The organism is uncultured Phenylobacterium sp. (genome assembly GCF_902826855.1).
In the GTDB taxonomy this organism is placed as follows: domain Bacteria; phylum Pseudomonadota; class Alphaproteobacteria; order Caulobacterales; family Caulobacteraceae; genus Phenylobacterium.
On record NZ_CADEGK010000009.1, the window covers coordinates 1 to 21,243 of the forward strand.

At 69.5% G+C, this 21,243-nt stretch carries 23 protein-coding genes; 11 read left to right on the forward strand and 12 right to left on the reverse strand.

The annotated features are described in order from the left end of the window. On the reverse strand, window positions 1–1,078 hold a 1,078-nt coding region (gene carB, locus QZV94_RS02560), incomplete at its 3' end, for a carbamoyl-phosphate synthase large subunit (RefSeq protein WP_293676233.1). 237 nt (window positions 1,079–1,315) lie between these two features. Between carB and QZV94_RS02565 the strand changes: the two genes are divergently transcribed. Then, window positions 1,316–1,564: a hypothetical protein gene (locus QZV94_RS02565; protein WP_293676234.1), complete on the forward strand. Its 249-nt coding sequence runs from the start codon at window positions 1,316–1,318 to the stop codon at window positions 1,562–1,564. Between the two features lie 22 nt (window positions 1,565–1,586). On the opposite strand, the gene QZV94_RS02570 is transcribed toward QZV94_RS02565, so the two are convergent. Beyond that, window positions 1,587–1,988, reverse strand: coding sequence for an MAPEG family protein (locus QZV94_RS02570; protein ID WP_293676235.1), 402 nt, complete (start codon window positions 1,986–1,988; stop codon window positions 1,587–1,589). 10 nt (window positions 1,989–1,998) lie between these two features. Next, entirely contained in the window at window positions 1,999–3,525 is a 1,527-nt protein-coding gene (locus tag QZV94_RS02575; protein ID WP_293676236.1) for a UbiD family decarboxylase, read from the reverse strand. 60 nt (window positions 3,526–3,585) lie between these two features. Here QZV94_RS02575 and QZV94_RS02580 point away from each other — a divergent pair, with 60 nt between their 5' ends. The 5 genes from QZV94_RS02580 (at window position 3,586) to QZV94_RS02600 (ending at window position 7,065) form a co-directional block, all read left to right on the forward strand. Continuing rightward, window positions 3,586–3,810: a hypothetical protein gene (locus tag QZV94_RS02580; RefSeq protein ID WP_293676237.1), complete on the forward strand. Its 225-nt coding sequence runs from the start codon at window positions 3,586–3,588 to the stop codon at window positions 3,808–3,810. Then, window positions 3,807–4,826 (forward strand): alpha/beta hydrolase, encoded by a 1,020-nt coding sequence (locus QZV94_RS02585; RefSeq protein WP_293676238.1) that lies wholly within the window; start codon window positions 3,807–3,809, stop codon window positions 4,824–4,826. The genes QZV94_RS02580 and QZV94_RS02585 overlap by 4 nt, the downstream gene beginning before the upstream one ends. A 110-nt stretch (window positions 4,827–4,936) precedes the next feature. Continuing rightward, entirely contained in the window at window positions 4,937–5,251 is a 315-nt protein-coding gene (locus QZV94_RS02590) for an EthD family reductase (RefSeq protein ID WP_293676239.1), read from the forward strand. Window positions 5,252–5,314: 63 nt separating this feature from the next. Then, entirely contained in the window at window positions 5,315–6,208 is an 894-nt protein-coding gene (locus tag QZV94_RS02595; protein WP_293676240.1) for an alpha/beta fold hydrolase, read from the forward strand. Continuing rightward, the gene (locus QZV94_RS02600; RefSeq protein ID WP_293676241.1) at window positions 6,205–7,065 is read left to right on the forward strand and encodes a sigma-70 family RNA polymerase sigma factor; all 861 of its coding nucleotides are present in this window, start codon (window positions 6,205–6,207) and stop codon (window positions 7,063–7,065) included. Before QZV94_RS02595 ends, QZV94_RS02600 begins: the two co-directional genes overlap by 4 nt. A 44-nt stretch (window positions 7,066–7,109) precedes the next feature. Here the strand turns inward: QZV94_RS02600 and QZV94_RS02605 are convergent, their stop codons facing one another. Continuing rightward, window positions 7,110–7,451: an MmcQ/YjbR family DNA-binding protein gene (locus QZV94_RS02605; protein WP_293676242.1), complete on the reverse strand. Its 342-nt coding sequence runs from the start codon at window positions 7,449–7,451 to the stop codon at window positions 7,110–7,112. Window positions 7,452–7,550: 99 nt separating this feature from the next. Between QZV94_RS02605 and QZV94_RS02610 the strand changes: the two genes are divergently transcribed. Next, window positions 7,551–8,111 (forward strand): lipocalin family protein, encoded by a 561-nt coding sequence (locus QZV94_RS02610; protein ID WP_293676243.1) that lies wholly within the window; start codon window positions 7,551–7,553, stop codon window positions 8,109–8,111. Between the two features lie 43 nt (window positions 8,112–8,154). Here the strand turns inward: QZV94_RS02610 and QZV94_RS02615 are convergent, their stop codons facing one another. Together QZV94_RS02615 and QZV94_RS02620 are read right to left on the reverse strand one after the other, a co-directional pair. Beyond that, entirely contained in the window at window positions 8,155–10,161 is a 2,007-nt protein-coding gene (locus QZV94_RS02615) for a gamma-glutamyltransferase family protein (RefSeq protein WP_293676244.1), read from the reverse strand. A gap of 54 nt (window positions 10,162–10,215) precedes the next feature. Next, the gene (locus QZV94_RS02620; RefSeq protein ID WP_293676245.1) at window positions 10,216–11,376 is read right to left on the reverse strand and encodes an amidohydrolase family protein; all 1,161 of its coding nucleotides are present in this window, start codon (window positions 11,374–11,376) and stop codon (window positions 10,216–10,218) included. A gap of 175 nt (window positions 11,377–11,551) precedes the next feature. On the opposite strand from QZV94_RS02620, the gene QZV94_RS02625 reads away from it, so the two are divergent. Continuing rightward, complete coding sequence (locus QZV94_RS02625) at window positions 11,552–12,802, forward strand: LLM class flavin-dependent oxidoreductase (RefSeq protein ID WP_293676246.1); 1,251 nt, start codon at window positions 11,552–11,554, stop codon at window positions 12,800–12,802. A 44-nt stretch (window positions 12,803–12,846) separates the two neighbouring features. Here the strand turns inward: QZV94_RS02625 and QZV94_RS02630 are convergent, their stop codons facing one another. After that, entirely contained in the window at window positions 12,847–14,151 is a 1,305-nt protein-coding gene (locus QZV94_RS02630) for a trypsin-like peptidase domain-containing protein (RefSeq protein WP_293676247.1), read from the reverse strand. A 225-nt stretch (window positions 14,152–14,376) separates the two neighbouring features. Next, entirely contained in the window at window positions 14,377–15,033 is a 657-nt protein-coding gene (locus tag QZV94_RS02635; protein WP_293676248.1) for a methyltransferase, read from the reverse strand. Between the two features lie 34 nt (window positions 15,034–15,067). Between QZV94_RS02635 and QZV94_RS02640 the strand changes: the two genes are divergently transcribed. Next, on the forward strand, window positions 15,068–15,439 hold the full coding sequence (locus QZV94_RS02640) for an MmcQ/YjbR family DNA-binding protein (RefSeq protein WP_293676249.1): 372 nt from the start codon (window positions 15,068–15,070) through the stop codon (window positions 15,437–15,439). 115 nt (window positions 15,440–15,554) lie between these two features. Here the strand turns inward: QZV94_RS02640 and QZV94_RS02645 are convergent, their stop codons facing one another. From QZV94_RS02645 to ubiA, 3 genes are all read right to left on the reverse strand, one after another. Next, the gene (locus QZV94_RS02645) at window positions 15,555–16,919 is read right to left on the reverse strand and encodes an MATE family efflux transporter (RefSeq protein WP_293676250.1); all 1,365 of its coding nucleotides are present in this window, start codon (window positions 16,917–16,919) and stop codon (window positions 15,555–15,557) included. A 44-nt stretch (window positions 16,920–16,963) separates the two neighbouring features. Next, complete coding sequence (locus tag QZV94_RS02650; RefSeq protein WP_293676251.1) at window positions 16,964–17,956, reverse strand: fatty acid desaturase family protein; 993 nt, start codon at window positions 17,954–17,956, stop codon at window positions 16,964–16,966. Between the two features lie 65 nt (window positions 17,957–18,021). After that, entirely contained in the window at window positions 18,022–18,999 is a 978-nt protein-coding gene (gene ubiA, locus QZV94_RS02655) for a 4-hydroxybenzoate octaprenyltransferase (RefSeq protein ID WP_293676252.1), read from the reverse strand. Window positions 19,000–19,171: 172 nt separating this feature from the next. Here ubiA and QZV94_RS02660 point away from each other — a divergent pair, with 172 nt between their 5' ends. Together QZV94_RS02660 and QZV94_RS02665 are read left to right on the forward strand one after the other, a co-directional pair. After that, a complete protein-coding gene (locus tag QZV94_RS02660; protein ID WP_293676253.1) occupies window positions 19,172–19,474 on the forward strand; it encodes a hypothetical protein in 303 nt (100 codons plus the stop codon). A 134-nt stretch (window positions 19,475–19,608) separates the two neighbouring features. Then, a complete protein-coding gene (locus tag QZV94_RS02665) occupies window positions 19,609–20,031 on the forward strand; it encodes a VOC family protein (RefSeq protein ID WP_293676254.1) in 423 nt (140 codons plus the stop codon). 71 nt (window positions 20,032–20,102) lie between these two features. On the opposite strand, the gene QZV94_RS02670 is transcribed toward QZV94_RS02665, so the two are convergent. Then, complete coding sequence (locus QZV94_RS02670; protein ID WP_293676255.1) at window positions 20,103–20,774, reverse strand: hypothetical protein; 672 nt, start codon at window positions 20,772–20,774, stop codon at window positions 20,103–20,105. Between the last annotated feature and the right edge of the window lie 469 nt (window positions 20,775–21,243).

The following is a 21,243-nucleotide window of genomic DNA, read 5'->3' on the forward strand; positions in this document are numbered from 1 at the left end:
GCGGGATCTTGGTGACCACGTAGTCGATGGAGGGTTCGAACGAGGCCGGCGTGGCGCCGGTGATGTCGTTCATCAACTCGTCCAGGGTGTAACCGACGGCCAGGCGGGCGGCGACCTTGGCGATCGGGAAGCCGGTGGCCTTGGAGGCCAGCGCCGAGGAGCGCGACACCCGCGGGTTCATCTCGATGACCACCATGCGCCCGTCGGCCGGGTTGACCGCGAACTGCACGTTGGAGCCGCCGGTCTCGACGCCGATCTCGCGCAGCACCGCGATCGAGGCGCGGCGCATCCACTGGTATTCCTTGTCGGTCAGGGTCAGCGCCGGGGCGACGGTGATCGAGTCGCCGGTGTGCACGCCCATCGGGTCGATGTTCTCGATGGAGCAGACGATGATGCAGTTGTCCGCCTTGTCGCGGACGACCTCCATCTCGTACTCCTTCCAGCCCAGGACGCTCTCCTCGATCAGCACCTCGGTGGTGGGCGACAGGTCGAGGCCGCGCTCCACGATCTCGCGGAACTCTTCGAGGTTATAAGCGATGCCGCCGCCGGTGCCGGCCAGGGTGAAGGACGGGCGGACGATCGCCGGCAGGCCCACGAACTCCAGGCCCTCCAGGGCCTCGTCCATGGTGTGGGCGGCCTTGGACTTGGGGCTTTCCAGGCCGATCTTGTCCATCGCGTCGCGGAATTTCTGGCGGTCCTCGGCCTTGTCGATCACCTCGGCCCGCGCGCCGATCATCTCCACGCCATACTTCGCAAGGGCCCCAGAGGCCTCGAGCGCCAGCGCGGTGTTCAGCGCCGTCTGCCCGCCCATGGTGGGGAGCAGGGCGTCCGGCCGCTCCTTGGCGATGATCTTCTCGACCATCTCGGGCGTGATCGGCTCGATGTAGGTGGCGTCGGCCACGTCCGGATCAGTCATGATCGTGGCCGGGTTGGAATTCACCAGCACGATGCGGTAGCCCTCGGCCCGCAGCGCCTTGCAGGCCTGCACGCCGGAGTAATCGAACTCGCAGGCTTGCCCGATGACGATCGGCCCCGCGCCGATGATCAGGATCGAGGAAATGTCGGTGCGTTTGGGCATGTGTCTCGCGCGCAGGCGCCGGCGCGGATCGAATGCGCCGCCGCATCAGGTCAGAACTGCAGGTTAAGCGGGCCGTTTAGAGGGGCGAGGCCTCGCGCGCAAGGCCGCAGGGCGGCAAGCCGCGACCGAGGCTTTGGTTCCCGGAAATTTGTGAACCGAATCACGCAACTAGCTGCCTGCCCGGACGCTATCTTCCCAGGCGCCGTTCGTTGAGCGCCTGCGGAAGCCGGAGCGCCCATGAGTCTGCTGGAACGAATCCCGACGTTGAGCGACGAGGAAGTGGCCAACCTGCTCGCCAATGCGCGCCGCCTCATGGAGCACGGCGACGAGAAGCAGCGCGTGGCCGCGGAAGGTCTGCTCCCAGCCCTCGAAGCCGAGGACGGGGAACGCCGTCACGCCCGACTGGAACGCGCCAAGGAAAAGCGCGCCGCCACCCGAAAGGCGACGCTTCGCCAAGCCTCCGGCCAGTCTTCCGCGGCGGCCTGAGGGCGTCCGCCGGAAAGAGACCCTACGGGATGGCGTAGAACAGGAGCGCCGCGGCCATGGCGATGTAGGCGATCCAGGTCCCGACCGCTCCGGCCGCACGCACCCAGGTCGCGGCCGTCGAGCGCGACAGGCCGATGCCGTGCAGCACGCGACCCACGAACAGCACCAGCCCGATCGGATGAATCAACAGCGGCGGCGCCCCGGCGAGCGCCAGGATCGCCAGCCCCGCCAGCGCCGCCGGCACGTGCTCGGAGGCGTTGCCGAACGCCCGGATGGCCTGGGCCAGGGCCGGCACGCCCCCGTCCCCGACCTCGATCCGGTGGCGCCGCCGCTGGCGCGTGACCAGCACCGACAGCACCAGGAGCAGGATCAGATGCAGCCCGGCCCATAGGGCGGCGGCGTGGACGGCGTCCTTGGGATCCATGGGCAGCCTCTTAGTCCACCGGCCGGCCGTCGCCCGGCAGGCCCAGCCTAGCCCACTTCTCGCTCACCGCCGCGATCGTGGCCTCGTCCATGCCCAGCACCTGGCCCCACTCACGATGTGTTTCCGGCGGCCACTTGTCGGTGGCGTCCAGACCGATCTTCGACCCCAGCCCGCTCTCCGGCGAGGCGAAGTCCAGGTAGTCGATGGGGGTGTTCTCAATGACGGTGATGTCGCGCGCCGGGTCCATGCGCGTGGAGATCGCCCACATCACGTCCTTCCAGTCGCGGGCGTTGATGTCGGCGTCCACCACGATCACCCACTTGGTGTACATGAACTGCCGCAGATAGCTCCAGACGCCCATCATCACCCGCTTGGCGTGACCGGCGTAGGCCTTCTTCATCGACACCACGGCGATCCGGTAGCTGCACCCCTCCGGCGGCAGCCAGAAGTCGACGATTTCCGGAAACTGCTGCTGCAGCAGCGGGATGAACACTTCGTTCAACGCTTCGCCCAGCACAGAGGGCTCGTCCGGCGGCCGGCCCGTGAAGGTGGTCAGGTAGATCGGGTCCTTGCGCATGGTGATCGCGGTCACCTGGAACACCGGGAACTTCTCGACCGAGTTGTAGTAGCCGGTGTGATCGCCGTACGGCCCTTCGTCGGCGTAGTCGTCCAGGTGGACCAGGCCCTCGATGACGATCTCCGCCTGGGCCGGCACCATCAGGGGGACGGTCTTGGCGGGGACCAGGTCCAGCTTGGCGCCGCGCAGCAGGCCGGCGAACTGGTATTCCGAGAGCGTGTCGGGCACCGGCGTCACGGCGGCCAGGATCGTGCCGGGGTCGGCGCCGATCACGGCGCAGGCGGGCAGGGCGTCGGGCTTGCCGGCGGCCTTCCAGCGGCGGTGGTGCTGGGCGCCGCCGCGGTGGGCCAGCCAGCGCATGATGGTGCGATCCTTGCCCACCACCTGCATGCGGTAGATGCCCAGGTTGTAGTCGTCCTCGCGGCTCTCGGACGGGCCCTTGGTGACCACCAGCGGCCAAGTGATCAGCGGCGCCGGCTCGCCCGGCCAGCAGCCCTGGATGGGGAGCTTGGTCAGGTCGATCTGGTCGCCCGTCCAGACCACCTCCTGCACCGGCGCGCGCTTGCGCACCTGCGGTCGCATGCTCATCACCGTGCGGGCCAAGGGCAGCATGTCCATGGCGTCCTTCAGGCCCCGCGGCGGCTCGGGCTGGCGCAGGAACGCCAGCAGCTCGCCCACCTCGCGCAGTTCGCCGGCGGTGGTGCGTTCCTTGCCGTCGAGCGTTACGCCCATGGCCACCCGCTTCACCGTCCCGAACAGATTGACCAGGCAGGGCATGGCCGACCGCTCGCCGTCGGCGCGCAGGACGTTCTCGAACAGCACCGCCGGCCCGCCGTCGCGCAGCAGCCGGCGCTGGATCTCGGTCATCTCCAGTTGGCTGGAGACCGGCTCTGTCACCCGCACCAGTTCCCCGGCCGCCTCGAGTTTCGCCATGAATTCGCGCAGGGAGCGGTAAGCCATGTCGCGGTTTACCTGCGGCGCCGGATGGGGTCTAGGATCGGACCCCCAAAGGACCGGAACATGGCCCGTCTCGATCTCGACGACCTGCCGCCGCGCGTGGCCGCCCTGCTCACCGACCTCCCGGCCGGCGAGGAGCTGCTGCTCGTCCAGCACGGCGCCGTGGTCGGCAGGCTCATGGCGTCCAACGCGCCAGAGCCGGAGGAGACCGAGCCCGAGCTCGAGCCGGACCAGAAACTGCGCGAGGTCTTCGAGAACTTCCGCTCTTCCATCGAGGATGAATTTTGACCCAAGCGATCCGTGAGAAATTCGCCAAGAGCGCCCGGCACCGGAGCTTCTACCTCGCCAGCGGTCCGGAAGATGGCGTGCCGATGATCTTCACGCACGGCTGGCCCGAGCTGTCGATCTCGTGGCGCCACCAGCTGCCGGTGTTCGGCGGGCTCGGCTTCCATGCCGTCGCCCCGGACATGCGCGGCTACGGGCGCTCGTCGGTCTATGGCCGCCAGGAGGACTATGGGCTCGAGCACGCCGTCGCCGACGTGATCGAACTGCTCGACCACCTTGGCGCCGAGAAGGCCATCTGGGTCGGCCACGACTGGGGCGCGCCGGTGGCCTGGAGCCTCGCCCAGCAGCACCCCGAGCGCACCCACGGGGTCGCGGCGCTCTGCGTCCCCTATGTGCCCGAGGGCTACGCCCCCGAGACGCTCATCGCGCTTGCCGACCGCAACCTCTATCCGGAGGACACCCTGCCGGCGGCGCAGTGGGACTACATGCTGGCCTATGAGGAGAACTTCGAGGCCGCCGCCGCCGGCCTGGACGCGAACCCGCGGGCCTTCGTGAAGCTGGCGTTCCGGCGCGGCAGTCCCGAGGGCAAGGGAAAGCCGTCCGGCTCGGCCTTCGTCCGCGCCAACGGCGGGTTCGGCGGGGCGGCTCTGCCCGACGCGCCGCGCGACGAAGAGGTGATCACTCAGGCGGACGAGGACACCTACGCCGAGTCCCTGGCCCGCAACGGCTTCTTCGGCCCCGACAGCTGGTACATGAACGGGAAGGCCAACATGGCCTTCGCCGCGCGCGCCAAGCCGCGCCTGGCGATGCCCGCGCTCTTCCTCCACGCCGCCTGGGACTACACCTGCTACACGGTCGACGACGCGCCCCTGGCCCGGCCGATGAAGGCCAACTGCGCCGACCTCTCGGAAGCGGTGGTGGAGAGCGGCCACTGGATGGCGCAGGAGAAGCCCCTCGAGGTCAACGCCCACCTGGCCCGCTGGCTGGCGGCCAAGCTGCCGCACCTCTGGCCCGCCTAGGCTTTCCCGGCTCATTCGGATGGCTTCTCAAGAGATTTTTCGAAGCCCCGATCCGTTTCCGCCCGCGGTTTCGTCCTTGGTTGTGTCCGTTTGCACAAGGAGGGGCTGCAATGGCTGGACTCGTCGCCATCTACAGAAGGCCGGCTGACGTCGAAGCGTTCGAAAAGCATTATTTCGAGACGCACATACCCCTGGCCAAAGCGATGCCAGGTTTCAGGAAATATGAGGTCAGCTCCGGTCCCATTTCGGTCTTGGCCGGGCCAACCGATGTCTACCTGATCGGGACCGTGCATTTCGATGATCTTGAGGCGATGCAAAGGGCTTTCGCCAGCCCGGAGGGTCGCGCGACCGCGGCGGACCGCCAACTGTACGCCCCCGATGATACGGGCGTCCAAATCTTCGTCTTCGACACCCGGGAAGTCTGAGCCGATCCGCAGCGGCCGTCTGCATCGGCCGCAATGATGAAATCGCACGAAGCAGGATCGACAATGTCGACACCCAAAGCAGCTTATGTCCTCGTCCACGGCGGTTGGCACAACCGATCGAGCTGGGACAAGGTCACGCCGATCCTTGAAGCTCAGGGCCATTCGGTCCTTACGCTCGATCTTCCGGGCGCCGGGGCAAATGCGATTGCGCCGAAGTCGCTTGGGGCCCGCCCGTTCGCCCCTGCCGCGTTCGCCACCGAACCCTCCCCTGTCGCCGACGTGACCCAGGACGAGCGCACACAGGCGGTTGTCGCGTTGGTGAACGAAGGGGCGTCGCTCAGCGAGGGCAACGTCGTGCTGGTCGGGCACTCGGCCGGCGGGATGACCATCTCGGCGGTTGCTGAACAGGTTCCCGAACGGCTTGCCGCGATCGTCTATCTTGCTGGGTTCATGGTCCCGCCCGGCCTGTCGTTGCTCGCGATGCTTCCGCATGAAGCCATGTCCTCGGCGCTGTCGACTGGACTGTTCGTGGGCGATCCCGCTGCGATCGGCGCGACGCGGATCAACCCCGGTCCCGCCGACGCGGCCTACAAGTCGCTCCTGAAGGCGTCGTTCTATGCGGATGTGACCGATGCGGACTTTGCCCAGGCGGCGTCCCAGTTGCACTGCGACGAACCGAACGGCGGCGCCCTGACCCCATCCGCAATCACGCCTGGTCGATTCGGCGCCGTCCCGCGCCATTACATCCGCACCACGCAGGACCGTGCTGTCCCGTTGACCGGCCAGGACCACATGATCGCCACGGTCGACGGCACGATCGGCGGCGCGACGATCACGCACACACTGGAGAGTAGTCATTCGCCCTTCCTGTCGCAGCCGGCCGCCTTGGCGACGATCCTCCTCGACATCTCCGCCCTGTCGCTGGCGGAGCGGAGGCAAGCGGGTCCCGCGACATGAGCGCCGACGAATTCGAGGATCGGCTGGCCGCCCTCAGGCCGCGCCTTCATCGCTACTGCGCCCGCATGACGGGATCGACGGTCGATGGCGAGGACGTGTTGCAGGATGCCCTGGTCAAAGCGCTAAGCGCACGCGCTGAAGGCGCCAGGGTGGCCAATTTCGAGGGCTGGCTGTTTCGCATCGCCCACAATACGAGCCTCGACCTGCTTCGCCGCAGGTCCCGGAACACGGTCCTACCGCTCACCGACAACATCGCGGCTGCGCGCCTGCCCGAAGCGGATGTCGTCGCGATCAGCTTTCACACCTTCCTGCAACTGCCTGAGCTTCAGCGCTGTGCGGTGATCCTCAAGGATGTGCTCGGTCATTCGATCGAAGAGGTCGCGGACATCGCCGATTGTACGGGCGCGGCCGCCAAATCGGCTCTTCAACGCGGTCGTAACTCGCTGCGGCGCCTCGCGCAGACGCCCGTGGACACGCGGTTGCCGCTCATGCCCGAGGCGGCCCGGCAGAAAATGGCGACCTTTGTCGACCTGTTCCGCCTGGGTGACTTCGAAGCGATCCGAGCGATGCTTGCCGACGACGTGAAGCTTGAACTGGTAAACCGGCTCAAGTGGGAAGGACGCGACAGAATCGTCCCCTATTTCACCCGTTACGCCGAAGAGACGAAATGGAGGTTCTCTCTCGGTGCTGTCGAAGGCAGTCCGGCCATGCTGGTTTTCGAAGCTGGCGCGATGGAGAAGCCGGCGCACTTCGTGCTGATCGACTGGCGCGATGACCAGATTTCGGAGATCCGAGATTTCCTGTTCGCGCCCTATGCGCTCGAATCGGCGGATTGGGTGCGATTGGGGGCCGCCTAGACGCCCGGGAGCCGCCAGCTGTCACACCCGCAATCGCGCGATCGCTAACGCTCAACCTCCCACGCCTTGATCGCCGACTTCTTGGCGACCTTGCGGAAGCGGCGCTCGAGGAAGGCGCGGAACGAGCCGGGGTGCAGGGTGGCGATCCGCGCCAGCACGCTGGGATAGTCCTTGTAGTGGGCGGTGAAATGGAAGGTCTCCGGCTCGGCCTCCATCAGCATCTCGCGCTCGTCGTGCGGCACGTCGAACAGCACCACGCTGTCGTCCTCGTGGCGCAGCCGGGTGAAGAACTTGCCGTTCACCTTGAACGAGGGACGGCCATAGCTCACGCCTTCCTCGGCGCCGGGAAAGCTGAGGACGATGTCGCGCATCTCGTCCTGGGTCATACCGTCTACTCCGCCGTTGTCGCGGCGCGATTTTGCGCCCGGCGCCGCGGCCGTCAATCTGCCCGCGGAACCGTCTCGACGCCGCGGGGTTGCGCCGGGATGAAAGTCCTCCCCGTCGCGGCCGCCATTGGCGGCCTTCTGTTGCTCGCCGGCTGCGCCACCATGGCCAAGTCGTCCAGGGTCCGAGCGCCCGAGCCGGCGCGAGCGGTGGCGGCGGAGACCTTCTTCGCCGGCCGCTGGTACGAGATCGGTCGCACGCCGATGAGGCTGACCGACGGCTGCGTCGCCGGCTACACGGACTATCTGCGCGAGAACGGGCGCCTGATCGAACGCGACGCCTGCCGCGCAGGCTCGCCGGCCGGCAAGGAAAAGGTGGTCGCCGGTCCGCTAAGGATCCTGAACCCCGGCCAGAACAACAAGGTCCATGTCAGTTACCGGCTGTTCGGCTTCATCCCCGTCGCCCGCGAATACTGGATGCTGGACCACGGTGAAGACTGGTTCGTCCAGGCGACGCCTGACCTCAAGCTGATCAACATCTACACACGTGAGCCGCGCCCGACGCGAGAGAGGGTGGCCGAACTGACCGCCCGCGTCGGCCGCTTCGGGTACGATGTGACGAAGCTGGAATTCCCCGAGGTCTTTCCACCGGGCGTGCGCTAGGCGCTCAGTCGACCCGGCGGAGGCCTGCCGGCTTTCCTGTGGCTCAGTAGGCCAGCGCCACGCCATCCTTGCGCATCTCGGTGGCGGCGGCGTAGCGACCGGGGTGGGCCTGGATGGCCTGGTAGCCGCCATAGCCGCCGGGCGCGGCCTTCATGGGCCAGCCGAGCTTGGCCAGGGCGGCCTGCGTCGCGGCCGGCACGCCGCTCTCCAGATTGAGCCAGCCGATGGCGCCCAGGTCCTCGCCGGTGGGCTCGCTGCCGCCCTCGTGATGCCAGCGCGGGCTGTCGCCGGCCTCCTGCAGGCCCAGCTTGAAGTCGACCAGGTTGGAGATGATCTGCGCCTGGCCCTGGGGCTGCATGTCGCCGCCCATCACGCCGAAGCTGAGCAGCGGCTTGCCGTCCTGCGTCGCAAACCCCGGGATGATGGTCTGGAACGGCCGCTTGCCCGGCGCATAGAGGTTCGGGTGGCCGTCCGTCAGCGCGAACAGCTCGCCGCGGTCCTGCAGCATGAAGCCCAGCCCGTCCGGCATCAGGCCCGAGCCCATGCCGCGGTAGTTGGACTGGATGATCGACACCATCATCCCGTCCTGGTCGGCGACGGTGAAGTAGGTGGTGTCCCCGTGCGCCGGCGCCTGGCCCGGATAGGCCATGGGCATGATCCGGTCCGGGCGGATCAGCTTCGCCCGCTGGACGGCGTAGTCCTTGGAGACCAGCCATTCGGTCGGCTGCTTGTAGAACGTCGGGTCGGCGTAGAAGCGGGCCCGGTCCTCGAAGGCCAGGCGCTTGGCCTCGATGGAATGGTGCAGCGCCGCCGCCGACTGGAAGCCCATGCCGGCGATGTCGAACCGCTCCATCATCTTCAGGATCTGCAGCGTCACCACGCCCTGGCTGTTGGGCGGCAGGCCCCAGACGTCGACGCCGCGGTAGTTGACGCTCACCGGCTCCACCCACTCGCTCCTGTGGGCCGCGAGATCGGCCTTGGTCATCCAGCCGCCGATCCGCTTGAAGTAGCGTTCGAGGGTCTGCGCGATCTCGCCCTCGTAGAAGGCCCGCCCGCCGCCCTCGGCGATGAGCCGGTAGGTGCGGCCTAGCTGCGGGTTCGCGAACAGGTCGCCCTCCCGCGGCGTCCTGCCGTCAGGCGCCCACAGCGCGTTGAAGTTCGCCACCTCCTCGATGCCGGCGTCCGGCTTGTTGAAGTTGCGCTGCGAGGCGGCGAGGTAGAAGGCGGTGTTCTGGATGACCGGATAACCCTCCTCGCAGGCCCGGATCGCCGGCTGGAACAGGTCCTTCCACGCAAGCTTCCCATAGCGCTGGTGCAGGCTCGCCCAGGCGTCCACGCAGCCCGGCACGCTGACCGAGATCGCGCCGTGCGACGGGATCAGCCCCGCAGGTGTCGCCCGCTGGCGCACCGTCTCCAGCGAAAGCCCCCGCGGGCTGCGGCCCGACCCGTTCAGACCCACGACCTTCCCGGCCTTCGGGTCCCACAACAGCACGAAGCAGTCGCCGCCGATGCCGCAGGCGATCGGCTCGCCAAAGCCCAGCACCGCGTTGGCCGCGATCGCCGCGTCTGCCGCTGACCCACCGGCCTTCAGGATCTCGATGGCGGTCAGGCTCGCCAGCGGATGCGCGGTCGCCGCCGCGCCGTGCGTCCCCCACACCGCCGAGCGCCCGGCCCAGGTGGCCCCGTCCACCCGATCGCCCATGCGCACGTCCGGCCGGTCGCGGTTGGGGTTCTCGGCCCGTGCGGTGGCGAAAGAGGGCCCGGAGAGCGCGGCCGCGGGCAGGCTGGCGATGAACGTGCGACGGCGCATGCGGGCTCCGGGTCGGCGAGGGGCGCAGGTTAGCAGGATCAGTGGCGGGTGCGACGGGCGGCACGGCATGCCGGGGACGGCCAGGATGGCGTTCATCGTTTCGCCGCGGGCCGCGCGGGCCAGGACGATGCGGGCGGTCTCGTTGCTGTACTGGCGCGGCTTGTGGCCGCCGATCGCATGGTCCATCGGCGGCGGGACGGCGTCCGGCGGGTCGAAGGGCAGCGGTTCGCAGAGCCACATGTGCCGAGGCTAGCGGCGCGCCGCGTCAGAAACGGACGTGCCTGCGCAACCGCCTCACGCCATCGCGAACAGGCGCGCGTAGTTGCCGGCGAAGAACGCATCCTTGGCGCTGTCGTCGGCCTCCGCCAGCGCCGCGTCGAACCTGGCGATGGGGGCGCGGCCGCCTTCGATGTGCGGATAGTCGCTGGAGAACATGTAGAGCCGCGGGTCCGACTCGCGGATCAGGGCGGCGACGTCCTCGTAGGGGAACGGGGTGAAGGCCAGCTGCTCGATAACCTGCTGCGACGGCCGGCGTTTCAGGGCCGCCAGCTCCGGCTCGGACTTCTTCCAGATGTCGGCGATCCAATCGAGACGCCGCAGCATCGACGGCACCCAACCGGCGCCCAGCTCGATCGCGCCGCCGCGCAGGGTCGAATGCCGCTCCAGCACGCCGTCCAGCACCAGGGCGCCAATGAAGGTCTCGGCGGCGTGGTGCAGGCTGGTCATGTCCTTGCCGCGCACACTCTCGCCCGCGCCCATGAAGTCCTTCGGCTCGGGGCGCCCGTTGTTGAACCAGCGCTTGTCGACCTGGATCGGCGCGCCGGCCACGTGCAGCAGGAACGGGATGCCCGCCCGCGCCATCCGCGCCCAGATCGGGTCGAAGTCGGTGTGGCCCGGCGAGCGATCGCCAGGGATGCGGTGGGCGATCCACGCGGCCTTCAGCCCCAGGGAGACGATGTGCTCCAGTTCCTTCAGCGCGAGGTCGGGCTCGTCCAGCGGCAGCAGGCTGACGCCGAACAGCCGGCGGTCGCGCGAACAGAAGTCGGCCATGGCGCGGTTGTGCGCCCGCGCCGCGGCGTAGCGCTCCTCGACCGTCCGCCTGGGATCGAAGGCCGGGCCCGCGGAGTAGCTGGGGAACACCAGCTGGCTCTGGAAGCCGAAGAGGTCGAGCGCCAGGGTGCGTTCTTCGGGGTCGAAGGCGCCGAGGGCCGCATGGCCCTTCGGACCGGCGATCAGGCGGTCGCCCAGCGCCACCAGCTCGGCCACCTTCTCGGGCGGATGGCGCCCGGCCGCGGCCGACGCGGGGTCCAGCACCGCCAGCGCACCCACGGTCGGGACGGGGAAGGTCGGCACGCGGTCGCCCATGCCGGGATCGGCATAGCCCTTCAGGAAGTCCGGCAGCTCCATGATGTGGCTGTCGGCATCGTTGATGACGCGGCCCTGTGCGTAGGTCATCGGCATTCCTCTTCCGTCGCTTCCCGAGCGCCCCGCATAGTCGGACGTCCAGCAACCGATGGCGAGCGCCGAATCCGACGCGTTCCCTGCGGTCGAAAAAAAAGCTAGGCGCGCCGTTGCGGCATTCAGTTAGAGTCGTCTCTAACTTCTTCAACGCCCGCCTTCCGGAGACCCCATGGCCCGCATGAAATTCGGCGCATTCCTCGCCCCGCACCATCCGATCGGCGAGCACCCGATGCTGCAGATGCGCAACGACATCAAGTTCGGCGCGCACCTGGACGCCCTGGGCTTCGACGAGTTCTGGGTGGGCGAGCACCACTCCACCGGCTGGGAGGTGATCGCCTCGCCGGAGCTTTTGCTGGCCGCGGTCGGCGAGCGGACGGAGAACATCCGCCTGGGCACCGGCGTGGTTTCGCTGCCCTACCACCACCCCTTCACCATCGCCCAGCGCATGGTCCAGCTGGACCACCAGACCCGCGGGCGGGTGATCTTCGGCACCGGCCCCGGCGCGTTGCCGTCCGATGCCCATATGCTCGGGATCGACCCGATGACCCAGCGCGACCGCCAGGACGAGGCGATCGGCGTGATCCGCCGCCTGTTCGCGGGCGAGCGCGTGACGCAAAAGAGCGACTGGTTCACCCTGCAGGACGCCCGCCTGCAGCTGTTCCCGCTGCAGGAAGAGATGCCGATGGTCGCGGCCTCCTCGGTCAGCCCGTCGGGCATGACGCTGGCCGGCAAGTACGGCATGGGCGTGCTGTCGATCGGCTCCAACTCCAACGCCGGCCTGGCGGCGCTCCCCACCCAGTGGGGCTTCGCCGAGCAGGCGGCCGCCAAGTCCGGCAAGGCCATCGACCGCAAGGACTGGCGCGTGCTGATGAGCTGGCACATCGCCGAGACCCGCGAGGAGGCTCGCGCCCAGGCCGGGCAGGGCCTGATGCACTGGCACAACGAATACACCGTCGGCACCCTGATGCGGCCGGGCGCGCCCGTCTTCAAGAGCCCGGACGAGGCCGTGGACCTGACGGCGTTCGCCGATGGCGCGGCGGCGGTGATCGGCACGCCGGACGACCTGATCGCCGCGATCCGCAAACTGCACGATTCCGCGGGCGGGTTCGGCGTGGTGCTGGGCTTCGTCCACGACTGGGCCAACCGCGAGAACACCAACCGCAGCTGGGAGCTGGTGGCGCGCTATGTGATCCCCGAGATCCAGGGCCTGCTCGAAGGCTACCGCACCTCGCGCCAGTACGTGGTCGAGCACCGCGACGTGTTCACGCGCGCCGGCGAAGCGGTGCTGAGCAAGATCATGTCCCACGAGGGCGCCGCCGCGGCGCTGAAGGAAGGCATGCAGGCCGGCTCGGTCTCGCTCAACTCCCCCAACGCGCCCGACCTGAACAAGGCGGCCGAGGCGATGAAGGCAGGCAAGTAGGCGGCCGGCTGGGCGGCCGCCGCACCGATAGGCTCCGGCGACGCCTATCGTGCGGCGCCGTTGGCGGCCGTCGCTGGCGGAGCGCGCACGATGAGACCCAGTGCGCGCAGGGCGTCCTCGATCGGAATGAAGAAGTTGATGTCGTGACCGACGCCATCGCGCTCGTCGCGCGCAACGGCGACCGCGACGACGCGTCCTTGTTCGTCGAGGAGCGGCCCGCCGGAGTTGCCGTGGTCGGTGGCCACGTCGCTTTGGATGTAGGTCAGCCCCTCCAACGTCCTGTGGCCTGAGACGATGCCCTTGGTCAGGGTGTTCTGGTACTTCTCGTCGAGGGGCGTGCCGATGGCCCAGACCGTCTCGCCTAGTGGCGGCGGCGCGTCCGTCCGCAGGGCCAGAACCCTGTGCGGCCTGGGTTCCGTCTTCACGAGGGCGACGTCCCTGCGGCGATCGGAGCGAAGCACCTCGCCGAGGGACTCAGCGCCGTCCGACCACTTCACCTTCACAAACTTCGCGTCGCCGACGACGTGCTGGTTGGTCAGGATGCAGCCATCCTCCGAGACCAGGAAACCACTGCCCATCCCGGAGTTCGCGAACACAGCGACGACCGACTTCATGGCTTCTGGAATCGGGCGCGGCTTTGCGGCGGCGCCTGCTAGCGCCAACGGAGCCAGGGCGGCTGGGTTCGCGGAGCTCGCCGCGACCGCGCCAGGAGCGGACGCCATCAGCGCTCGGAACTCGCCGGCGTTCAGCAACTGCCGCACGTTCTCGCGAAACGCGCCGTTCAGGATGTGAGCCATCCCGGGCTGGCTCTTGGGCGCATCGTATGCCCCGGCGGTCTTAACCGTGAGGACGACCTTTCGCTCCAGCGGTGAAAAGACCTGCCACTCCACGGTCATGTAGACTTGGCCTTTGAAGTAATCGCCGGGCGTGGTCAGGCCGCATCCCGCGCAGAACCGTGCCGCGAGGTTGCCAATGACTACCCCGACCTGAAGCTCCGCCTCAGAGTCCGTTGCGAAGAGTCGTGTCTTCGGTCCATCTGAGAATCCCGAGGCGCCCAGGACGTCGGCAAATTCATGCGCCAAGTCGGTTGTCGCCACGTCGGATCGGCTGCCCTTCCAAGCGAGCACGTCACTTCCGATGCTGCCGCCGTCGTACAAGGTCGCCCACTCTCGACCTTCGCTCATGTCGACGAAGGCCCTGACGAGGGAGACGGAGCGCGGCTTGGCGGAAACTCCCAACGGTTGGACGGTGGTCGTCGGTCCCACCACGAAGTCCCAGGGCTTCCCCGCGGCCAACGCTGGGTGGGCCAGTGCAAGGACCAGTCCCGCAATCATCAGGATCGTACGCATCGCTCCCCCAAGGCCGCAGCCAAGCTTACAAGTGCAAAGGTTGCAGCGGGCTGAACTCCACGCCTACGCCTCGCTCCACACCGCCGGCTCGTTTCCCGCCGGACCGGCGGGGTGGAAAACTCCGCCCACCGGGCAAGCCGTAGACGGGGCGCATGATGGTCCCGCCGGCGGCGCAGACCTTGGTTCCATCTCTATGTTCCATATTTGTTCCAACTTAGGGCGCGGTCAGGGCAGAGTCCAGACCGCCGTCTTCTTGACCTCCATGTCCTCCAGCTCCCGCGTGGTCGGCACCTGGTATTCGGCGAGCTTCACCAGGCCTTGGCGCGGGAAATAGCTGCGGCCCGGGTCGCCGATCAGCACCGTCGCGCCGGCGGCTCGCGCCGCGCCCAGCCAGGCCATGACCCGCTCGGCCAGCGGCTTCTCGTAGCAGATGTCGCCGGCCAGGATGAGGTCGGCCCAGGCCGGCGGCGGGGCGTCCAGCAGGTCGGCGTCGGTGAAGCCCACGATCACGCCGTTGGCCTCGGCATTCAGCGCCAACGCCGCGCCGCAGAAGCCGTCGATGTCGGCCGCCAGCACGCGCGAGGCTCCGGCGCGGACGGCGGCGATGCCGACGATCCCGGAGCCCGAGGCGAAGTCGACCACCGCCTTGCCGGCCACCACCTGCGGATTGTCCAGCACATAGCGGGCCAGCGCCTGGCCACCCGCCCAGGCGAAGGCCCAGAACGGCGGCGGCAGGCCGATCGCTTCCAGGGCCTCCTCGGTCAGCCGCCAGATCGGCGTGACCTCGTCGGCCAGGTGGAGCTCCAGCTCCGGGGTGTGCGGCGGTCGTTGCCGGCGGGTGTTGTCGAGGATGAACTGGCGGCGTTCGCCGGGCGGGATCATTGGCGGTCTCTATCCGACCGGCTAGCTTGCCGCCATGCTCGCCGCCGACCCCACCGCCGTCGAAGCCCGCGTCCGCGCCCTGTGCCTGGCCCTGCCCGAGACCGGTGAGCGGGTCAGCCACGGGATCCCAGCCTTCGATGTGGCCGGCAAGATGTTCGCCTACTTCCGCCACGACCATCACGCCGATGGCATGACCGTGGTCTGCGTGAAGACGTCCGGCCGCGACGAGCAGGAGATGCTGTGGGAGGCCGATCCGGCGACCTACATCAAGCCGGCCTACCTGTGGCCCTCCGGCTGGGTCGGGATCGTCCTGGAACGGGCGGACTGGGATCTGGTGGAGGTGCGGCTGAAGACCAGCTGGCGGCTGGCTGCGCCGAAGCAGCTGCAGCGCTCTTCCCTCCCTTAATGGGGAGGGACAGACCGCGAAGCGGTCAGGGTGGGGGAGTCAAGATCCTCCCCGACGTCTGCGTTTGGCCCACACTTCCCCACCCTGATCGCCTTCGGCGATCTGTCGCTCCCCATTAGGGGAGGGAAGGCCTGCCTCGCGGGCCCCATGGCGTCGCCGCGACGAAGGCCGCGGTTGCTGTGCCGGCGGTGACCATGCCGGCCGCGACCAACGCGAACAGCGTCCAGTCCGGCGCGTCGGCGCGCACCAGAAGCCAGCCCCCTACGGCGATCACCACCAGCCGCAACGTGCCCGCCAGCAGCGGCCCGAGGATCCGCCCCGCGCCCTGCGAGGCGAAATAGAGCGCGAGGTTAACCCCGAAGAAGATGAACGCGGGACCGGCAAACCGAAGGTACAGCTGGGCGGCCGCCGAGACGCCCGGATCCTGAGTGAAGACGCTCACCCAGAGCTGAGGCCACAGCGCCAGGACGATCCCTATGGATCCGAGCCCCAGCCCGCCCATGCCGCCGGCGGTCCAGGCCACCCGCCGCGCCCGCGCGACATCGCCCGCGCCGATCGCCAGGCCCACCATCGGCAAGGCCGCGACCCCCACCGCGAAGGCGATGGGAACCAGCAGGAACTCCAGCCGCGACCCGATGCCGTAGCCGGCCAAGGTCTCGGGCCCGAACCGGGCGGCGATGGCGGTGAGGATCAGGATCGCGCCGACCGTCTGCACCGGCGACAGCAGCGCCGGGAGGCCCACCTGCAGGATATCGTCGAACGCCCAGCGATGCAGGGGCCCACCGAACCGCAGGCGCACCCGCGCGTCCTTCGCCCGCAGCAGCACGATGAAGATGGTGAGCGACAGGATGGTCGTGAGGGCCTGGCCCAGGGCCACCCCGACCAGCCCGAGCCGCGGTGCCGGGCCCCAGCCAAAGCACAGCGAGCCGCCGACGACCATCTGGAGCACGGCGCCGCAGATCATCACGATCGACGGCCGCACCATGTCGCCGCTGGCGCGCAGGACCGCGGCCAGCACATTGATCAGCCAGACGGCGATCGAGACGGAGAAGGCCACGCCGCCATAGAGCGTCGCCAGGCGCAGGATTTCGCCGCGACCGCCCAGCAGGTGGAACAGCGGCGCCCCGAACAGGCTGAGGGCTATGGTGAAGACCAGGCCTCCCGCGAGCGCGATCAAGGCGCCGTGCCGCGCCAGGGTCTCGGCGCGCTCGGTGTCGCCGGCGCCCAGGGCGCGGCTGATCGACGAGGCCACGCCGCCGGCCATCGCGCCGCCGCTCATCATCCCCATCAGCATGATCAGGGGCAGCACCAGGGCCGCCGCCGCGAGCGGCTCACGGCCGAGCCGGCCGATGTAGGCGGTCTCGGCGATGGACACCGCCGTGGTCGCCAGCATGCCCATGAGGTTGGGCGCCGCCAGCCGCGCCAGCGTCGAGGCGACAGGGGCGGTGAGCAGTGGGTGGGGCGCGGCGGCGGCGGTCATCGCCGGCCAAGCTAGCGTCCTGTCGCAGCGGCAGGACAGCGCCGTTACTGGATCACCGTCCGCACCACGCCGCGCTGCTCGGGGGTGATGTTGCCGCCCTTGTCCTGGCTGGCCGGCTTGGAGGACGCCTGGCGCAGGACGTCGAGGTAGCTGGGCGCCGTCAGCATGCGCGGCAGCACGCCCTTCGCCGCCAGCAGGCGGTGGGCCTTGGGCAGGTTGTAACAGGGCACATGCATGAACATGTGGTGCTCGCAGTGGTAGTTCACCCAGTAGGGGGCCAGGAAGATCCGCTCCAGCAGGTTGGCGCGGGTGGTGCGCGCGTGGCGCAGCGGGTCCGGCTCGTCCTTGGGCACGCAGGCGTGCTCGGCGATGTTCCGCAGCCGCGTGATCATCGGCAGCCAGGTGGCCTGGGGCAGCAGCCAGAGGGCGAACCACGCCCACCAGAAGCCGAACGGCGCGGTCACCGCGATCGTCACGGCCATGCCCAGCAGCATCCGGCGGCGCGAGACGACGGCGTCCTTGAGGATCGGCCACAGCGGCTGGCCCAGCCGCCAGGCGCCCAGGCGCGCGACCAGGTTGGCCCAGCGCTGCTTGTAGTAGGTCTGGCCGGTGAGGTCGCGGATCAGCTTGCGGCGCAGCGAGAGCCGGGTGATCGGGAACGGCGCCGACAGGCCGAGGTCCGGATCCTCCGACTGCTGGGCGTACTTGTGGTGGCCCAGGTGATAGTGCCGGTAGGCGGCCAGGCCGCCGGGCGTCAGCTTGTCGCCCAGGAAGTCGTTGACCTTCATGTCGCCGTGCAGCGCGCTGTGGGCGGCGTCGTGCATCAGGATGCCCAGGCCCAACTGGCGCGCGCCGATGACCATCACCGCCAGCGGCAGCAGCCACGGCTGCCACAGCGTCACCGCACCGGCCGCGAGGATCACGATCCAGGCGTGCGCGATCAGCGCCGGGCCCTTCCACGCCGACTTCCGAGCCAGCGGAGCCCACTCCTCGGCGGTGAAGTAGTCCTTGGGGGCGACGCGGGTGGCGGCGGGCATGTCCGTGAGTGTAACGCGACAGCCTGAATGAAAACAGTGACCGGGCGAATTTCCCGCCCCGGCGGCTATGGCGTGAGCCCGCCAAGGACCAGCGCGACGACCAGGATCAGCCCCGCCCAGGTGTTGGACTTGAACAGCCGCAGCGCCAGGGCCGGGTCGTCCACCTTCACCTGGCGCGCCTGCCAGCCTAGGTGGATGGCGTAGGCGATCATGGCGACGGAGAACGCCAGGCCCAGGCCCGCCGCCAGCCCGGCCAGATAGGCGAACGCCAGGGTGAGGAGATAGAAGAGCGCCACCGCCCGCGGCGCTCGGGGCCCCAGCCGCCGGGCGGAGGACTTCACCCCCGCCAGCGCGTCGTCCTCCAGGTCCTGGATCGCGTAGATGGTGTCGTAGCCCAGGGTCCAGCAGACGCCGGAGGCGTAGAGCACGAGGGCCGGCAGGGTGAGCAGGCCCGGCTCCCACAGGAACCAGCCCTGCGTCGCCCATGTCCAGGCCGCGTACGCCGCCGACGCGCCCGTGGCCGCGGCGAAGCCCAGCAGCACCCCCCAGTTGAACGTCAGCCCCAGCCACGCCTGCGGCCACCAGGTGATCCGCTTCATGAACGGATAGGCCGCGACCAGCACCAGCGAAGCCGCGCCCAGCCCGATCGCCAGCGGCGACAGCCACACGAGGATGCCCAGCGCCGCCAGGCTGCACGCCGCCACGAAGGCCCACGCCTGCTTCACGCTGATCTGGCCGGAGGGGATCGGGCGGCCGGCGGTGCGGGCCACCTTCGCGTCGATGTCGCGGTCGACGATGTCGTTGTAGGCGCAGCCCGCCGCCCGCATCAGGGCCGCCCCCGCGAAGACCAGGACCAGCATCGCCGGGTCGGGCCAGCGCCCCTGCATCGCCGCGGCCAGCGCCACGCCCTGCCAGCCCGGCAGCATCAGCAGCCAGATGCCCGTCGGCCGGTCGAACCGGCCCAGCTTCAGCCACGGCCGCAGCGCCGCCGGCGCATAGGCGTCGACCCAGTTGCTGGGCTTGGCGTCGGGCAGGGCGACCATGGCCGCTGTTTAGGCCGGCGTGGGCTGCGTCGAAAGCCACCATTCGTCGCCGGCCAGCCAGGCGCCGGCCGCCATCCGCGCCCCCTCGGGGAGAAGATTCACCGACGCGTTGAACCCCCGGCCCCTCCCGCCAGTTACCCCCTGGATCACGTTCAGTCAGGGAGGGCCTCTCATGCGGCCGCTGTTCTACCTCGTCGCGCTGGCCACCACCGCGCTCGCCGTCACCGCCTGCAAGAGGCCGGAAGACCCCGCTGCGGCCGAGGCCGCAGCCGCCAACGCCACCGGCCAGGCGCCCGACGCCATGCCGCCGGTCCCCGCCTCCGACGCGAGCGCCATGAGCACCACCCCGCCGCCTGTGACCGCCGGCGAGGCGGGCATGGCGGCGACGCCCGGCGCGGGCGCGACCACCGTGCCCGAAGGCGGGACCACCATGCCCGAAGGCAGCCCGCCACCCGTCAACGCCCCGCCACCTTAAGGCGGCGCCGCGGTCGCCGATCCCGCCTCCCTGTCGCTTGGGCGACAGCGGAGGCGTCCGCCATTTGACCTCGGCGGCGTCCCCTGACAGCGTGGCTCCGCGCCATTCTGCGTCCGCCTGCTCAGGGAAGTCCCATGTCCGAAACCGCCACCGCCCCCGCCGCCGCCGCGACCGTCTCCCCGGCCACCTACGCCTTCTCGAAGCTGATCGTCTCCGACCTGGACGGCGCCGTCGACTTCTACGGCCGCGTGCTCGGCCTCGTGGTCGCCCAGTCGATCGACATGGACGAGATCGCCGAACGCATCCTGGGTAAGCCCGGCCAGCAGGGCGGCGCCAACCTCGTCCTCTTCCAGCACAAGGACGGCCGCAAGCTCACCCTCGGCGACGCCCACGGCCCGGTGGGCTTCTTCGTGCGCGACGTCGACGCCAGCTACGCCCACGCGCTCAGCCAAGGCGCCAAGGCCCAGCGCGAGCCCTTCGACGCCGGCACGCTGCGCGTCGCCTTCATCCTCGACCCCGAAGGCCACGAGATCGAGCTGCTCAGCGTCAAGGGCTGAGCCTCGCCGTCCACGTCCTCTCCCCCCGCGCGCAGCGCGGGGAGCGAGGGGCAGGGAGAGGGCGGCTCAGCCTATCGGTTCGTGCCGGTGGTGGGCTGAGTATCCTCGGCGTCGAACCGGTACAGCTTCGGCCGTATCCGCCCCCGCCGCCCGTCGATCCGCCGCAACGCCGCGCCCGCCGCCCGCAACCCTCCCGGCTCGGCCGCGTCGATGACCTCATAGCGCGCCAACTCCAGCATCAGGTCACGCTGCCGGCACGCCTCGGCGTACGCCTCCGCCAGGCCCGGTACGACCTGCAGCCACCGGTACCAGGCCTTGAACGACGGCGCGCCGGGCCGCGCCACGACCTCGCTCAGGCTGGCCCCGCCCGCGACGGCCGCCAGCACCGCCTTCGCCCGCGCCGGCGCATAGGTGCTCTTGCGCCCCGCCCGCCACCACCGCCCGTGCGCCCGGCGCCGCACGGCCGCGACGGCCGCCCGCTCCTCCCGACGCAGCCGCGCGAGCTCCGCCCGCAGCTCCGCCACCGCTGCCCCGAACTCCGGCACGACCTGCATCCAGCGGAACACGGTGCAGTAGGCCGGCATCCGCGGATCGGCGGTGATCGCCTTCACCGTCTCGCCCTCGGCGATCCGCCGCAGGATCAGGTTCCCCATCGGCCAAGTGAATGCGGTGGACTTGTCCCCGGCCTCCTTGTCCATCGGCGGAATGGCCCACTCGCGGGCCGGGCAGCGGTCGTCGCGCATGGCCTCACCCTACGGGCCCACCACGCCAGATCCGGACGCACCCTCCCCACCACCCTTCCTTTCCCGCCTGCGGGAAAGGGGGACCGCCCGCCGAGGCCGAAGGCCGAAGAGCGGGGGGTGGAAAGGGCAAGCCTCAAGCTCAGCGGATCGACCGGGCGGCCCAACCGCCCTGCCGGCCGCTCGCCCTTCCCACCCCTCGCTCTCCGCTACGCTCGGCGAGCGGTCCCCCCTTCCCGTGAACGGGAAGGGGCGCCTCGGAAGCCCATCCTTCAGGATGCCTCCCGCCCTTAAACCCCATGGTTGATTGCGAGCCTGCGAGGTGAGGCGTGTCAAGGACGCGCCTCTGGCGCGCCGCCCCGCGGCGGCCCTGCGGGCCGTCCTTGAGGCGAGGCGCGGTCGGGCGCCAGCCCGAGCGATCAGTCCGGGAGACTGATCGCAGCAACGAACGCCCGGAGCGCAAGCGCAGGGC